Source organism: Paraeggerthella sp., assembly GCF_048427265.1.
Taxonomy (GTDB): Bacteria; Actinomycetota; Coriobacteriia; order Coriobacteriales; family Eggerthellaceae; genus Paraeggerthella; species Paraeggerthella hominis.
The window spans coordinates 1-15984 of the sequence record NZ_DBFOSR010000070.1 but is presented as its reverse complement, the minus strand read 5'-3'; the positions used below and the strand labels follow the sequence as shown (position 1 = coordinate 15984).

The window sequence follows — 15984 nt, the reverse complement described above, 5'->3', positions numbered from 1 at the left end:
CGCCATCAGCCGCGCCATGCTGCGGGCATGCGGCGTACCGGTTCCGCATGCCCGTCCGCGCATCGGCTCCATCGTCGCTGTCGACGCCTACGACGGCATGGGCGAGTGCTTCGCGAACAACGAGTCTCCGATGGACGGGCGATAGGGGATGGAGGTGCGCCGATGATAATTCACAGGGGTTTCCATACGATGAACGAGCGAGTCGATGCCATGGAAGCGACGGGGCATGTCGAAGCCTAACCCGCGCCGAGCCAACGGAGCCAGAAGGGACGCGCTGCGCAAGCGCGTGGCGGCGATGGGATTGCCGTGCCATATATGCGGGCTTCCCATCGACTACTCGCTCGCGACCTACGTCGATCCGACGGACGGGAAGACCAAGCGCCACCCGATGTCGTTCGAGCTTGACGAGCTCGTGCCGGTGTCCAAGGGCGGCAACCCGCTCGACATCTCGAACGTCGCTCCTGCGCATAGGATATGCAATCAAAAGAGAGGCAACAAGACGCTTAGGAAGCCTCCGGAGCCGACGGCCGACAGGCTCCCGAAGTCGAGGGAGTGGTGACCCAGGGGGGACCCCCTCCCCTTCGTCCGAAGCCACCCTAGCGGCACAGGGCTAATATCCCCCCGCGATTCTTTTCCGCACCAGGTTTTTGATCTTTTAGCCCGAAAGGAGGGGTTTCCGGATGCCAGAGGGCGGATGCATGACGCTTGCGGCCCTCGCAGAGGGTACTGACGACCTCGAGATGCTGAAATGCCTCCGACTAGGGATAGCAAGGCAGCTGGAGGAAACCCAGTCAGGACGCGACATAGCGGCTCTCTCAAAGCAATTCATGGATATTACCAAGGAGATACGCGCATTGGAGAAGGCGCAGCCGAAAAAAGACAGGAGGACGGCTTTGGATGAAGCGAGGAACAAGCGCAAGAAAGCGCCAGCTAAGAGGAAACCAAGATCCGCGAATTAGGGTTTCTGACGATTACGCCTACACGTACGGAGGCGATGCGGCGGAGATGGCCGGCGCCTACGGACTTACTCCCGACCCTTGGCAGCAAACCGTGCTGGATGACTGGCTCGCATACGACGATGACGGCACATACGCGCACGACACTTGCGGGCTGGCCGTTCCGCGCCAGAACGGGAAGAACGGCACTCTTGAAGTTCGTGAACTGTACGGGGCTGCTGTGGAGGGCGAGAAGATACTGCACACCGCACACGAGGTGAAGACGGCCCGCAAGGCATTCCTGCGCCTGTGCTCATTCTTCGAGAACGAGAGCGAATATCCAGAACTTGCCGAAATCGTGAAAGCCATCCGCAAGACGAACGGGCAGGAGGCCATCGAGTTGACGAACGGAGGCTCGATAGAGTTCTCTGCCCGCTCGAAGGGCGCAGCGCGCGGCTTCACCGTGGACGTAGTTGTGTGCGACGAGGCGCAGGAGCTCACCGACGACCAGTTGGAGGCTCTGATGCCAACCAGTTCGGCTGGCCCGTTGCAGAACTCGCAACTCATTCTTTTAGGAACGCCGCCCGGTCCAACCACCAATGGGGACGTATTCCCGCGAACGCGGAGAAACGCGCTGTCGAGCGAGCACGGCGGCACGAACTGGATCGAATGGTCGGTTGACGAAATCGGCGATGTATCCGACGAATCAAGGTGGGAGGAAACCAATCCCGCTCTCGGCTACCGGCTAACGCGAAAGGCGGTCGAAAAGGAGCTGAAAACGATGTCGCCAGACGGGTTCGCGCGCGAGAGGCTTGGTTGGTGGGCGAGCGACATGGCAAACGGGTGCTTCGACCCTTCCGAATGGGACGCGCTCAAAGTCGACTTCACCGACGAGGAGATAGCAGAGCAGGCTTCCTGGAAGCGAGCCTACGGCGTGAAGTTCTCGGCGGACGGAAAGCGCGCGGCAATCGCGATCGCGATATGGAAAAGGGGAGCCACGCCCCATGTAGAGGTGCTCGAGCATGGATCGACGGAGAACGGGATACAGTGGGCTGAAGATTGGCTGACGCCTCGGTGCGGGAAGGTCAGCACGACCGTCATAGACGGCAAGGCAAACGCGCTCGACCTGTACAACCGGCTCCTAGCCGGCGGCGTGGTCAAGAGAGCGCTGGACCCCGCGAAACCGGAAACGGTCACGGCGGCGTCGTCCATGTTCCTGAACGCCGTCACGGAAGGATCCATGACGCACATCGGGCAACCTGCGCTCGACGATGCGGTCAAGGCGGCGGAGAAGCGCGAGATAGGCAAAGGCGGAGGCTTCGGCTTCCAGTCGGGAAACGAGACCGACATCACCCCGCTCGAGGCCGCGTGCCTCGCTCTGTGGGGCGTGAGAACCACGAAAAGAGACCCTAGCAGAAAGGCGGTGGTCGGCTGATGGCTACGACGAGAGCGGCGTTCCAGAAGCCGCGATTCGCGCCCGATTTCCCGTACCAGGACGTGTTCGACGACCTATGGGGCATCTGGCGCAAGCACATCCTCGGCAACCAGAAGAAGAACAAGTACTACGAGGCGAAGAACACCCTGCAAGACCTGGGACTGTCGATCCCGCCTCCGCTCAAGGACGTGGAGACCGTCGTGGGATGGCCGCAGAAGGCCGTGGAGGCCCTCGCCGTGCGATCTCGCTTCGACGGGTTCGAGGCGAACGACGAGACGGCCGCCGCCATCCTCGACAGGGTGTCCGAGCAATCTGGGCTGAAACGAAAATACCGCATGGCCGTCACGTCCGAGCTGGTCTACTGCTTCTCGGCCGTAACCATATCGCGCGGCGACGTCGATGCTGGCGAGCCGGAGGTGATAATCGGGCTCCATTCGGCGGAATCGTCCGCTGCTCGCTGGGATTACCGCAAGAACCGCATCAAGTACGGCTTCACCATCGTGGATTACACTGACAAGGGAAAGGCGTGCGAGATCAACCTGTACGTCGACGACGCGATAGTCAACGCGAGGGCCACTCGGTCGGGCGTTTGGGATTACTCGGTTTCCGAGCACGAGATGGGACGGCCGCTCATGGAGGTCCTGGCGTACCGGCCGACCGAGGCGCGCCCGTTCGGGCAGTCGCGCATCACGCGCGCCGTGCGCTCGATCACCGACAGCGCCGTGCGCGAGGCGCTGCGCACCGAGGTGAGCGCCGAGTTCTTCACGGCTCCGCAAAAGTACCTGCTCGGCGTGAGCAAGGAGGAGGCTTTCGCAGAGGTTTCCAAGTGGGAGGCCTACATCGGATCGATCTTCACCATCGGCAGGGATTCGGAGGGCGACGTCCCGCAGTTCGGGCAGCTCGCACAAGGATCAATGCAGCCGCACGTCGACTACATGCGAAGCCTCGCCGCAAGGTTCAGCGGAGAGACGAACGTGGCGATAAGCCAGCTCGGCGTCATCCACGACAACCCGTCGAGCGCGGAGGCGATCTACGCGGCGAACGAGCCGCTCATCATGGAGGCGGACGACCTCAACGACGGAAACGGCGAGGCTCTGCGGAACATCGCCCGCATGGTGGTGGCAGCCGTGCTCGACAAGCCGCTCGAAAAGCTCACAGAGGACGAGCGCAGCATCACGCCGATATTCCGCAACCCGGCGATGCCGAGCATCGTCTCCCAGGCAGACGCTATGGTGAAGATCGCGTCCGTCGCGCCTTGGATCGCCGAAACCGACGTGTTCCTCGAACAGCTCGGGTTCGACGAGGGCACGCGTCGCCGCCTGATGGACGACAGGAACAAAGCTGCGTCGGCTAACGCGATCAGCGATATCTTCGCCGTCAATAAGCCGTCGCAGAACGAGCCTACGGTGGTGGAGTAAATGTATTCCATCCCGCTTTCGTACATTCAGGAGTTCTCCGACGCGGTCGACGAGGTGAGCTACAGGGCGAAGAGTCGGCTCGTCGCCGCGCTTGCAGCCGTTGACATGAGCGACCCGCAGGCAGCGCGCGCTCAAATCGCCGACATCATGGAGCGCATCGTTGGCGCGTCCGACGTGCTGGCATCAACTATGGCGGCTTCCTTCTACGACGGAATCCGCGAGTACCAGACAGGTGAGAAGCTTGGCGCTTCGACCGACAGCGGGCGCGACCCCGAGTCGACTAGGAACGCGACCTACGGCATCACCTCGAAGCTGGCGGAGACGCCTGAAATAAAAGTTGTGGAAGCCATTCTTCTGCAGCGCGTCGGATACGAGATACAGCGTTCCGTTGGCCGCACGATGTTCCTGAACGGAGAGCGCGACGCCAGGAAGCCGAAGTACGCTCGAATACCCTTGGGCGGCGATTCGTGCGAGTTCTGCCGAATGCTGGCATCGCGCGGCTTCGCGTACAGATCAGAGCTGACCGCCGGCAAGCTCGACCCCGACCACTACCACGACGGATGCAGGTGCCGCGTCGTGTGCTCATGGGACAAAGACCCCGCCATCGAGGGGTTCGACCCAGCAGAGTACGATGACAAGGCGTGGGGCCAGTACGGCGGCGACGCGGAATCGTTTGCGCGGAAGGACCATTCGCAGCATCGGCAGCACCAGAAGGAGAAGAGGCGCAACCGTTACACGGAAGACGGCAAGCTGAAAGCCGGATACTCCGGCCAGCGCATCGATAAGCAGGCCGCATATACCGAAGCCGACCGCAAGAAGACGGCGGTACGCGCAGCAGCCGAGCGAGGAAACGCGCAGCGCGTCAAGAAGCGCAAATAGCGACCGCCCTCGGCAAGGCGTTGAACTGCATCGGACATACCTAGGAATCAAGCACCCGCATGGGTGCTTTTTTCATGCCCTGAACCGGGCGACAGCAAAGCGGAGCCGCATGGCGACGCGAACCAAGCGCGCCGCATGGCGCAGGAAGGATGGTCATCATGGCCGAAGACAACATCACAACGATCGAACCGACAGAGCCGACGCAGAACGGCGACGGAGGCACCGAGCCGCAGGGCGCAGGCGCTCCGGCAGCCGACACGACCGACTGGAAGGCGGAGGCCCGCAAATGGGAGAAGAGGGCGAAGGCGAGCGCGAAGCAGCAGGACGGCAGCAAGACGACCGACGAGGAGCTTGCCAGCATCCGAGCCGAGCTCGACGCTATGAGGGCCGAGCGCGACCAGAAGGCGTGGCTCGCCGAAGTGTCCGAGGAAACCGGCGTCTCCGCAGACCTCGTCAGAGGAGCGACCAAGGAGGAGATGAAGGCGCACGCAGAGGCCATCGCGAAAGCGTACAAGAAGCCCTCCGCGCCGTCCGGCCAGTCCGACACCCGCAAGGGAGGCGACGGCAACGGCCCGAAGATGACCAAGCAGGAGATCCTTGCGATCAAGAACAGCAAGGAGAGAAAAGCCGCGATCGCGGAGAACATCGATTTGTTCAAATAAACCGAAAGGATGATGAAAAATGGCAGACGCAAACCTCAGCACCGCGTCCCGCGTCCTCGACATCGAGTTCGCCAGCAAGTTCGAGCAGGGCGTGACCGCGCTCATGACGGTGTTCGGCATCGAGACGCCGCAGACGCTCACCGCCGGGACCCAGATCCAGATGTACACCGTGGAGGGATCCCTGTCCGAAGCCGAGGTAACTCCCGGCGACGACATCCCTCTGTCCAAGTACGAGCACAAGAAGGTAGGAGATCCGTACGCTGTGAAGCTCAAGTCCTACCGCAAGGCCACCACCAAGCAGGACATCCTGAAGTACGGGTTCGACGCCGCCGTCGAGAAGACCGACAAGAAGATGATCCAGGACATCCAGGGCGGGCTGCGCAAGGACTTCTTCGCGTTCCTGAAGGCGGGGACCGGCACCGCGACCGGCAAGACGTTCCAGGCTGCGATCGCGAACACCTGGGGCGCGCTCACCAAAGCGCTCAACGAGAAGGACGAGAACGGCACGCCGGTGTTCTTCGTCAACCCGCTCGACGTCGCCGAGTACCTCGGAGCCTCGACGATCAACAACATCGAGACCGCGTTCGGCTTCACCTACCTCAAGAACTTCCTCGGCATCGGAGACTGCATCCTCGACGCGAACCAGGCGAAGGGAACCGTCTGCGCGACGCCTAAGGAGAACATCAACGTCTACGCCGTCGACTTCGCCGCGCTGGGCGAGGCTGGCTTCAGCTACCAGTTCGACGAGTCCGGCTTCATCGGCGTCCACCACGAGCCCAAGTACACCAACGGCACGGCCGAGACCTACGCCGACACCGGCGTGCTCCTGTTCCCGGAGGTAGCGAACTACATCGTCAAGGGCGCCATCGAGGCGGGCGTCTAATCATGGCCAAACTGCGAGTGATCAAGTGCTTCACCGACAATACCCTAAACGACAAGAAGGGCGGCGTCCGCTGGGAGGGCGAAGTGTTCGATGCGCCCGCCAACCGCGCTAAGGCGCTCATCGAAGCCGGCAAGGTCGAGGAGGTAAAAACCGAGCATGTCAACAAGCCCGACGAGAAGGTCGAGAAAGAGGAGTAAGGAGGTGCCGCTGGCATGGAGGCTTACGCGAGCGTAGAAGATCTCCAAGCGCGCTGGCGACCTCTTTCGAGCGGTGACGAGAAGGCGCGCGCGGAGCAGAAGCTGAAGGACGCGTCCCTCGTCGTCGCCGACGAGTGCCGGAGATTCGGCGTTGAGCTGGATATCGACGATGAGCTGACGAAGGACGCGCTCTCGCTCACCGTATGCGAGATGGTGAAGCGAGCGATGATGTCGCATGTCGACCAGGCTCCGATAACGCAGGGCGGCGTGACCGTTGGGCCGTTCAGCCAGTCCCTAACCTACGCGAACCCGACCGGCGACCTTTACCTGACGTCTGCGGAGAGGCGAAGGCTCGGCATCGGCCGCCAGAGCGCCGGATTCGTCCACCCGTGGGGTGATGCGTGATGCTCCATGGAACCACGGTGATCGTCGAAACCAAGGCGCAAGCAGGGAAAGACTCCCATGGGAACCCCGTCTACGACGTCGCGGTAGAGACCGTCGGCAACGTCCTGGCGGCCGTCGGCCCCACGTCCTCCATCGGAGAGTCAAACCGTCCGGAGGGCGTGTCCGTCGCCTACACGCTGTACTTCCCGAAATCCTACGGCGGCAGCTTGGAGAAGGCGCGGGTGTGGGTCTACGGAGAATGGTTCGATGTCATCGGCGACCCACGCCCGTGGCTCGACCCAGAGCCTCCCGGCGACTGGAACAGAGAAGTGGAGGTGACGGCGACCCATGGCTGATATAAGCGGCCTCAAGATCAACGGGCAAGCTGCGCGCGAGATCATGAAGATGCCGGCCGTGAGGGCGGACCTCGTGGCGAGAGGGCAGCGCATCGCGCGCAACGCCGAGGGCATGAGCGAGAGCGGGAACGCTCGCTACGGCGTCGTGGCGAAGAACCTGGAGGTTTCGGCGCACGTTTTCGTGCAGACCGCAGACGCCGCATCAATCGCGTCGAACGCGAAGCACAACTCCCTCGTGAAGTCAGTCGATGCGGGAAAGGGGTGATGCCATGCCTTACGACATCGAGGCTGCGCTCGTCGCATGGATAGCCGCGAACACCGGATGGGACGCTGCAACGGAGGTCCCGAACCCGCGCCCGGAGCGCTTCGTGTCGATCGAGCGCACCGGCGGAGGGGTGACAGGCGTCGTCTTGGACAACCCTGCCGTCGCCATCCAATGCTGGGCGCAGACGAGAGCGGAGGCGGCGGAGATGGCGTGCAGCATCCGCGACATGCTGCCGTCGTTCAAGCGCGAGGCGAACGTCAGGGCGGTTTCCATCAACTCGATTGCGAGCTTCCCGGCTGCCGATTCGCCACGTTACCAGATAGTCGCGGACATAAAAACGGTTTAGCCGCTCTCTTCGGGCGGCTTATCAGCATAGGAGGATGAGATATGGCGCAAAACGCTGAAAACGTGCACATTCCGAAGCCCAAAGTAGGAGGATCCGTGTACTCGGCCGACCGAGGGACAAATGTGCCGACCGACGCATCAACGGCGCTGCAGGAAGGGTTCAACAGCCTCGGCTACATCCACGAGGACGGCATCACGGAGGCCATCAACGGCGACACGGAGGGATTCAAAGCGTTCGGAGGAGACGAGGTCGCCGTCGTCAGGACCGATCACGAGGTGACGTACGCGTTCCACCCGATCGAGACGAACAAGCACGCGCTGGCAGAGCGGTACGGGCAGGACAACGTGACGGTCGACAGTAAAGGCAACATCGCCGTGCTGGTGAACAGCAAGCAGTCCGCCGCGCGATCCTACGTGTTCGAGGTGCTCCTTTCCGAGACCATGGTGGAGCGGACCGTCGTCCCTCGCGGGAAGGTCATCGAGGTCGGAGAGATGAAGTACTCCGGATCAGAGCCTCTCGGATCCGAGATCAAGATCAAGGCACTTCCGGACGAGCAGGGAAACAAGGCGTACAAGTACTACGCCGAAATCGAGGAGGAGAGCGCGTAATGGCGACGAACGGCAAAGCAAAGGCGAACGAAACGCCCGTAACCGTAAACGTAAAGGGAATCGACGTTACGGTCGACAAAGAGGTGATGAACGACATCGAGGTAGTGGAGCTTCTCGGAGAGATGCAGGACGGCAACATCTTCGCGTTCCCGAAGCTGTGCAAGCGCGTCTTCGGCGACCAGTACCCGAAGGTGAAGAACGCGCTCGCGAACAAGGCGGGAGTGACTACGGCCACGTCCATGACCGGGTTCTTCAACGAGCTCATGGCGAAGATGAACGAGGGAGAGGCAAAAAACTGATCTTCTTCGCCGAGGTGCGCCGCAAGTACCCGGACGAGCTTAGAGCCGACCTCCAGAGGTACTACGGCGTCTGCATCGACGACGTGGGAGGGAGCGTGTCGGTCAGGCATGCGGCGTCTCTGTCCCGCAGCCTGCCGAGAGGCTCGCTCACTTTGGCGAAGATCAACCCGGAAACGCAGTGGACGGACGCCGAGTGGATGCTCTTCAACCTGCTCAACTCGTGGCGCGACAAGGACGGCCAACTTGTCCCGCCTTGGAGGGAGGCTCCTAAGAAGCGCTCCGCGTCCATGACGCAGGAAGAGTACGAGAGAAGGCTGTCGATGCCGAGGAAGGAGGCTCGCGATGGCAAGCGAATTGGCTAGCGCGTACGTCGCGCTGTACCCGAAGCTGAAGAAGGCGAACATCGCCGCGCAGCTGAAATCAGTCGACGCGAGCAGCGCCGGGGACTCGGTCGGCAAGTCGTTCGGAGGAAGCTTCGGAGGAGCGGCGGCAACGGCGGCAAAAGCAGGGCTCGCAGCGCTCGTGGCAGCGGCTGCTGCCGCCGTCGCCGGCGTCGCAAAGGTTGCCGGATCCGCGCTCGAAAGCTACGCATCCTACGAGCAGCTGGTTGGAGGCGTCGACACGCTGTTCAAGGAGAGCAGCGGGAAGCTCCAGGCTTACGCTGCCGGTGCGTACAAGACGGCCGGCATGAGCGCGAACCGGTACATGGATCAGGCTACGTCGTTCAGCGCGTCGCTGCTGCAGAGCCTCGGCGGCGACACCAACGCCGCCGTCGAGTACGCGAACATGGCGATCACCGACATGTCGGACAACGCGAACAAGATGGGCACCGACATGGGGCGCATCACCGACGCGTACCAAGGCTTCGCGAAGCAGAACTTCACGATGCTCGACAACCTCAAGCTAGGCTACGGAGGAACAAAGGAGGAGATGCAGCGCCTGCTCGACGATGCCGAGAAGATATCGGGAATCAAGTACGACATCTCTTCCTACGCCGACATCGTGGAAGCCATCCACGTGGTGCAGCAGGAGATGGGCATCACAGGCACCACCGCGCAGGAGGCCGCAGCCACCATCGAAGGATCTGTTGCGATGGCGAAAGCCGCCTACTCGAACTGGCTCACCGGGCTTGCCGACGAGAACGCCGACCTCGAAGCGCTGACCGGCCAGCTTGTCGATTCCGTCGTCACGGCCGCTGGGAACATAATCCCGAGGCTCGGTCGCATCCTAGGGACGGCCTTGGGTTCGATACCGCAGCTCGTCGCAAAAGTAGGTCCGGAGCTTGCTGCGTCGCTGGGGACGATGTTCTCGACCGCGTTCGAGACCGTGAAGGGCTCGCTTCCGCAAGGAATGCAGGATTCCATCGCGGCGGCGACAGGGTCGCTGCAGGAAGCGTTCGGCCCGATCGTGTCGGAGATAGGCGAGAAACTCCCGTCGGCCATCGCGACGGCGCAAGAGTGGATAGGACGCCTCGTCGACGCGTTCGCCCCTGTAGCAGCTCAGTTCGCGGGGACGCTGGCGGCAGCGTTCTCGACCGCGTCGACGCTTCTCGAGAGCCTCGGAAGCGCCATAGGCCAGTGGGTGATCCCGGCATTGGAGCAGCTTGCTCCGATGATCGGCGACTTTCTCGGGGCAGCGCAGCGCATGTACGAGGCGCTTCAGCCTGTCGCCGACTTCCTCGGCACCGTGCTCGGGGCAGCCCTGTCGCTGGTCGTCGCCCTCTTCGGAGGAATCGTGCAGGCCGCCACATTCGCCATCGACGCGTTCACCGGGTTCGTCGAGTTCCTTGCAGGATTGCCTGAATCGGTGAACCAGTTCGTGACGAACGTCGGCGCTTTCTTCTCGCAGCTCCCTATGCTCGTCAAGTCGTGGCTCGACCAGGCGGTCGCAGACGCGGTCGCATGGGCGTCCTCGATGGCGGCGCAGGCCGTGGCGGCAGGATCATGGTTCGTGAGCAGCGTCGTGTCGTTCTTTGCCGGGCTTCCAGGATCGGTGTCGGGATTCCTCTCGTCTGCTGTATCTGCTGCAGCGTCGTGGGCGGCGTCGATGGCGAGCCAGGCGGCGACGGCAGGATCCCAGTTCGTCGGAAACGTGATCTCTTTCGTATCGAGCCTTCCTGGAAAGGTCGCCGGGTTCGCCGGGCAGATGGCGTCAGCAGCCGGCGACATGGTACGAGGGATGGTGTCGGGCGTCCGCGACGCAGCGGGTGCTGTTTGGGACGCCATCGTAAACGTGTGCTCCGGTGCGCTCGACGCCGTGAAGAGCTTCTTCGGCATCGCGTCGCCGTCAAAGGTCATGAAGGCGACCTTCAAATGGGTGCCGCTCGGAGCTGCGGATGGCATCGACGCCGCCGCCGGATCGGTCGCAAAGTCGATGGCCGCGATGGGAGTCGGTACCGTGAGCGCCGCTGCGAAAGTAGCAGACGCGATCGCTGCGCCGTTCTCGAACATGGCGATCTCGGCCCCGAGGCTGTCATCGCCCGGCTATGCGGCATCGAGCGGGATGGCAATCTCGGCAAACAAGAACGGCTCGCTCACGAAAGAAGACGTGTACGACGCGATGGTAGCCGCTATCGGCTCGGCAGGAGGCGGCGAGGTCGCCGTGTACGTCGACGGAAAGAAGCTGGCGTCTTCTATCGCCAAACCCATGGGCGTCGAGCTTGCCAGGGCGGAAAACCTGGGGAGGTGGTAGAGGATGGAGGCTATAAACCCTAAAAACAGAATCATAGTCGGAGGCGTCGACCTGTTCGAGCGGTTCGGCATGGTGATGTCCGACGACTGCACGCTGTCCCCTCCGGCTCCGAAGACCTACCTGGTCGACGTTCCGGGCGGCAGCGGGTCGATAGACCTCACCGAGGCGATGACGGGCGACGTCGCGTACGGGGCCAGGAAGCAGTCGTTCGTGTTCGGCGTCATCGAGCCGGAGATGTTCGAGCGGATCAAGACGGAGGCGTCGAACTTCCTCCACGGGCGGAGGCTCGATTACTCGCTGACGATGGACCCGGGGTACACCTACCATGGCCGCTTCTCGATAGACGAGTACTACAGCAAGGCGCATATCGGCTACTTCAAGGTCGACGTCGAGGCCGACCCGTGGAAAACCAAGGGGACGCAGACGTACCGCCTCGACGCGAGCGGAGGCAGGATGTTCCGCTTCGAGTGCGGGCGGCGTCCCGTGCGCCCGACGATCGAATGCTCGCATCCTTGCAGGATCGAGTTCGGCGGGAAGGCGCAGACCGTCCCGGCCGGGACGTGGAGGCTCAACGACGTGCTGTTCGAGCAAGGGTGGAACGAGATGTACGTCAACAGCTTCGATGTGATCAACACGTGCTGGTTCGAGCTCGCCGAGGGAGAGGGGCACGCGACGACGTGGAACGCGGCCGGGTCGATGAGGTGGGACGAGCTGCGCGCGCTCAACGGGCAGGGCCTCATGCGCTCGAAGACGTGGGAGGACATGGCGGGGTCCCGCTGGAGCGACGAGAGCGGGACGAGATGGGCGGAGCTTCGCTACAAGACGCCGCTCGGAGACGAGACGGAGGCGTTCGTATCATACGATTGGAGTGATCTGTAAATGGCAACGGCCAATTTGGGATTAGAGGAGATAAACGGATCCGACTACATCGATCCGGCTGTTTTCAACCGAAACAGCAATAAGATCGACAAGCTCGGCAAGAAGTACGTCGTGGACAGCGGGAAGTCGGGCGAATGGGAATGGGAGAAGTGGAGCGACGGCACCGCCGTGTGCCGCATCCGCCGCAAGACGTTCCCGTCCCAGGCGTTCGGCGGATGGGGCGAGCTGTGGGCGACGTCAGCCATGAGGTTCTCGGCGTACCCGTTCAACTTCGCCGAGGTGCCGTCCGTGAAGATAGAGTTCGAGGGCTGCGACAGCTCCGGCAACTGGCCGTTCGTCTCCAAGACGAGCGAGTCGACGACGAGCCAGTCGCCCGCGTTCTGCCTGTACTCCGCCATGCAGGAGACGGTGACGAACCCGAAGTTCTCCATCGAAGCGAGGGGCAGGGTCTAGATGTGGCGCGTCAAGTACGGCGGGCAGTACCTCCACGACCCCGTGGGGGACGAGCACGCGCTCACCGACATCCGCATGGGGATGGAGGCGAACGCGGCGGGATGGTGCGAGTTCACGATCCCCGAGGGCCATCCTCTGAAGAGCATGTTGAAGGACAGGGACAGGTCGAACCCCGTCGAGGTGTGGCTCGACGACGAGATGCTGTGGGCGGGGTTCGTCTACGAGAGGAGCAGCGACTTCCTGCTCTCGGGCAGGGTGTCGTGCAAAGGCGAGCTCGCCTACCTCGGCGACGTGCTGGTGCGACCGTACTCGACTGTCCCGGGAAAGCAGCCCCTCACGGCTCCGAGCTCCGTCGACGGGTACTTCTCATGGCTCATCGAACAGTACAACGAGCGCGTGGACTCATCGCGCCGGTTCGTCGTCGGGGTCAACAACGGGGCGGCGCTTGACAGGAACAACCACATACTTCGGGAATCCTCGCAGCTTCCCACGGTGTCGAGCGAGATACAGGACAAGCTGATCGAGCGGCTCGGAGGGTACCTGTTCGTCAGGCGAAGCGGAGGCGTCCGCTACATCGACTACCTGGCCGAGTGCTCAGACGTCAACGCCCAGGTGATCGACTTCGGGGAGAACCTGCTCGACTTCGCGCGCACCGACACGACCAATGGGCTGTTCACCGCCGTCCGGCCCGAGGGGAAAGACGGGCTGACGCTCGAGTCCATGCCGGACGGAACGTACCCGAAGGACGCCGCCTTCTGCAAGGAAGGGGACGTCCTGGTCCACAGGGAGGCGGCGGAGCGCTACGGCGTCATCGAGATGCAGTACTCGAACCCCGACGCCGGGACCGTGGAGGGGCTGTGCGATTCGGCGGCGGCCGCGCTGCGCCCGCACGTGGAGCCGAAGACGACCATCGAGGCGAAGCTCGTCGACATGGCTATGATGGCGGTCGGGAGGTTCAAGCCGCTCAGGGTCGGGGAGCTCGTGCGCGTGAGGTCGAGGCCGCACGGGTTCGACGGGTACATGCTCGTGGCGAGGATCGAGCCTGACCTGCTCGACCCGTCGCGGTCGGTCTACACGCTCGGGACGACGTTCGACTCCCTCACCGGGGAGACGAACAGGCAGATACGCAGGCTCAACGCGTCCATCAACTCCGCGTACGACGCCATGGCCCCCATCGGGCAGGCGGCCAAGGACGCGGCCGAGAAGGCGGAGGCCGTCGACAAGATCGCCAAGGACGCGGCCGGCTTGGCTCAAAGCGCCCTCGACGCTCTGGCGGACCTGCACGGCGCCTACGTGCACATCAGGTTCTCCGCAAGCCCAGACGGCGTCCCTATGACCGAGGCCCCGCAGGCCGACACCGCCTACATGGGCATATGCTCGAACGGATCTCCAGACGGCCCCGCGGACCCGGACGCCTACTCGTGGGCGCGCACGCTTGGATCCAGCGGCGAGGACGGCGTGCCCGGCGCTCCTGGAGCGGACGGCGCTCCGAGCTACCTGCACGTCAAGTGGTCGGAATCGCCCACGGGCGACCCCATGTCCGAGACGCCCGGCCCCTACATGGGCACGTGCGTGGATTCGACCGAGGCCGATCCGATCGACCCGGCGCTCTACACCTGGACCAGGATCAAGGGCGACAAGGGCGACCGTGGAGAGCGGGGGCTTCAAGGCTTGCAGGGCGAAGACGGCGCGCAGGGCATGCCTGGCAAGCCCGGTGCGGACGGCAAGCCTGGCGTGTCGAGCTATACCCATATAGCCTATTCGAACAGCGCGGACGGAACCGTTGATTTCAGCTTGAACGAAAGCGACCGCGCCTATATAGGAATGTACGTCGATAGCGTGCAGGAAGACAGCAGCACCCCATCCAAGTACGCATGGAGCAAGATAAAGGGCGCTGACGGCGCGAACGGAACGCCCGGAAAGCCGGGAGAGGACGGAAAGACGCCGTACCTCCATATAGCATACGCTAACAGCGCAGACGGCGCGTCCGGCTTCTCGACGACGGACAGCACGGGAAAGCTGTATATAGGCCAGTACACGGACCATGCGCAAGCGGACAGCTCAACTCCGTCTATGTACGCATGGACTAAGATAAAGGGAGAGCAAGGCCCGCAGGGAGAGCCGGGAGCAAACGGGCAAGACGGAGCAGACGGAAAGACGCTGTACGGTACGTGTTCAACTGCTGCTGCGACGGCTGCGAAGGCGGTTTCCGACGTGGCGGGTTTCTCGCTGTACCCAGGAGCGGCCGTCGCCGTCACGTTCTCGCATTCCAACACGGCGAGCCTGCCGACGCTCGACGTGAACGGATCGGGCGCGAAGCGGATCATGATAAACGGAGCGAACGCTGCTTTCTGGGTTCCCGGCTCAACCGTGCCGTTCGTGTACGACGGAACCGCCTGGCAGGCGTGCAACGCGCCGATCTACGGATCGACCGCGACGATCGGCAGCCCGTCGGGCGGCAACGTGTACGTGGACGGAGACAGCGTCTCGGTGAGGCAGGGCACCACCGTGCTCGCGCGCCTCAAAGCGGGGCTCCTGGAGCTTGCGGCCAACTCTGCGAACGCGGTCATCAAGCTCTGCGGCGGCAAGGGGGCGATAGCCTACTACGCGGGCACCGACCAGCTGGCGGTCATGGCCCCAGGCTCGATCGCGCTCGCCGCCTGCCGGACGCTCTCCGACGGGACCGTGCAGCCCTACGACTCCGGCGTCTCGTGCAACAGAAGCGGCGTGCTCCTGAAGGGGGCCGTGGAGGCGTCGGGCACCTTCAGGCTCAACGGCGGCAACATGGCCGACTTCGTGGTGGCCCAGGGCACGAGCGGCATCTGGCGGTGGCGCAAGTGGGCGTCGGGGTTCGCCGAGTGCTGGGGCGCAACGTCCACGCCGACGTCCACGAACATGCAGTGGGGCGGCATGACGTACGACGGGACGATGCGCGGAGGCCACGCCCTCCCGTTCGCCCTTACGAATCTCGTGCATGCAGACGTCGTCATCGAGGACCCGGGCGGCGGAGCGTTCTGGCCCGGCGTGCACACGGTGTTCGGAGACAAAGCCCCGAAGTTCTTCGTCCTGAGCGTCGGCAACTACTCGAGAACGGTGTACCTGCACTACTACGTTACCGGAACATGGAGGTGATGGGCATGGCCGGCATGAGGATCGTCGACGAGAACGGGAACGAGATAGCCAACCCCGACCTGTCGGCCGGGACGCTGTCCCCGACCATAGTCGTCAGGAAGGGAGCCGTCCCGCCCGACGACGTGGAGAAGTTCGCGTGGGCGGACGACGACTACGAGGAGG

19 protein-coding genes are annotated in these 15984 nt (G+C 63.2%); all 19 read left to right on the top strand.

All coding sequences use genetic code 11. The features are described 5' to 3' along the window. Positions 1-226 precede the first annotated feature (226 nt). The 19 genes from ACMNI9_RS06795 (at position 227) to ACMNI9_RS06705 (ending at position 15822) form a co-directional block, all read left to right on the top strand. On the top strand, positions 227-559 hold the full coding sequence (locus tag ACMNI9_RS06795; protein WP_114565909.1) for an HNH endonuclease signature motif containing protein: 333 nt from the start codon (positions 227-229) through the stop codon (positions 557-559). Between the two features lie 121 nt (positions 560-680). Next, positions 681-959 (top strand): hypothetical protein, encoded by a 279-nt coding sequence (locus ACMNI9_RS06790; RefSeq protein WP_225749334.1) that lies wholly within the window; start codon positions 681-683, stop codon positions 957-959. Next, complete coding sequence (locus ACMNI9_RS06785) at positions 898-2370, top strand: hypothetical protein (RefSeq protein WP_418831315.1); 1473 nt, start codon at positions 898-900, stop codon at positions 2368-2370. Before ACMNI9_RS06790 ends, ACMNI9_RS06785 begins: the two co-directional genes overlap by 62 nt. Next, positions 2370-3788 (top strand): phage portal protein, encoded by a 1419-nt coding sequence (locus tag ACMNI9_RS06780; RefSeq protein ID WP_225749332.1) that lies wholly within the window; start codon positions 2370-2372, stop codon positions 3786-3788. Before ACMNI9_RS06785 ends, ACMNI9_RS06780 begins: the two co-directional genes overlap by 1 nt. Continuing rightward, positions 3789-4667, top strand: coding sequence for a hypothetical protein (locus ACMNI9_RS06775; protein ID WP_114565905.1), 879 nt, complete (start codon positions 3789-3791; stop codon positions 4665-4667). Between the two features lie 158 nt (positions 4668-4825). Further along, a complete protein-coding gene (locus ACMNI9_RS06770; RefSeq protein ID WP_114565904.1) occupies positions 4826-5329 on the top strand; it encodes a hypothetical protein in 504 nt (167 codons plus the stop codon). Between the two features lie 19 nt (positions 5330-5348). Then, complete coding sequence (locus tag ACMNI9_RS06765) at positions 5349-6212, top strand: hypothetical protein (RefSeq protein WP_418831314.1); 864 nt, start codon at positions 5349-5351, stop codon at positions 6210-6212. Positions 6213-6214: 2 nt separating this feature from the next. Continuing rightward, positions 6215-6409: a hypothetical protein gene (locus ACMNI9_RS06760; protein WP_114565902.1), complete on the top strand. Its 195-nt coding sequence runs from the start codon at positions 6215-6217 to the stop codon at positions 6407-6409. Between the two features lie 15 nt (positions 6410-6424). After that, a complete protein-coding gene (locus ACMNI9_RS06755; protein ID WP_114565901.1) occupies positions 6425-6814 on the top strand; it encodes a Gp19/Gp15/Gp42 family protein in 390 nt (129 codons plus the stop codon). Between the two features lie 17 nt (positions 6815-6831). Then, the gene (locus tag ACMNI9_RS06750; RefSeq protein WP_114565900.1) at positions 6832-7149 is read left to right on the top strand and encodes a hypothetical protein; all 318 of its coding nucleotides are present in this window, start codon (positions 6832-6834) and stop codon (positions 7147-7149) included. Next, complete coding sequence (locus ACMNI9_RS06745; protein ID WP_114565899.1) at positions 7142-7414, top strand: hypothetical protein; 273 nt, start codon at positions 7142-7144, stop codon at positions 7412-7414. Before ACMNI9_RS06750 ends, ACMNI9_RS06745 begins: the two co-directional genes overlap by 8 nt. A gap of 4 nt (positions 7415-7418) precedes the next feature. Further along, positions 7419-7760, top strand: coding sequence for a hypothetical protein (locus ACMNI9_RS06740; protein ID WP_216528649.1), 342 nt, complete (start codon positions 7419-7421; stop codon positions 7758-7760). A 41-nt stretch (positions 7761-7801) separates the two neighbouring features. Further along, entirely contained in the window at positions 7802-8368 is a 567-nt protein-coding gene (locus tag ACMNI9_RS06735) for a phage tail protein (protein WP_114565898.1), read from the top strand. Then, complete coding sequence (locus ACMNI9_RS06730; RefSeq protein WP_225749330.1) at positions 8368-8667, top strand: hypothetical protein; 300 nt, start codon at positions 8368-8370, stop codon at positions 8665-8667. The genes ACMNI9_RS06735 and ACMNI9_RS06730 overlap by 1 nt, the downstream gene beginning before the upstream one ends. Positions 8668-8762: 95 nt before the next feature. Then, the gene (locus ACMNI9_RS06725) at positions 8763-9029 is read left to right on the top strand and encodes a hypothetical protein (RefSeq protein WP_418831313.1); all 267 of its coding nucleotides are present in this window, start codon (positions 8763-8765) and stop codon (positions 9027-9029) included. Then, a complete protein-coding gene (locus ACMNI9_RS06720; RefSeq protein WP_418831312.1) occupies positions 9010-11358 on the top strand; it encodes a phage tail protein in 2349 nt (782 codons plus the stop codon). The genes ACMNI9_RS06725 and ACMNI9_RS06720 overlap by 20 nt, the downstream gene beginning before the upstream one ends. 3 nt (positions 11359-11361) lie before the next feature. Beyond that, on the top strand, positions 11362-12237 hold the full coding sequence (locus ACMNI9_RS06715; RefSeq protein ID WP_418831311.1) for a hypothetical protein: 876 nt from the start codon (positions 11362-11364) through the stop codon (positions 12235-12237). Then, on the top strand, positions 12238-12690 hold the full coding sequence (locus ACMNI9_RS06710; protein WP_114565893.1) for a hypothetical protein: 453 nt from the start codon (positions 12238-12240) through the stop codon (positions 12688-12690). Next, positions 12691-15822: a phage tail protein gene (locus tag ACMNI9_RS06705; RefSeq protein ID WP_418831310.1), complete on the top strand. Its 3132-nt coding sequence runs from the start codon at positions 12691-12693 to the stop codon at positions 15820-15822. Positions 15823-15984 lie beyond the last annotated feature (162 nt).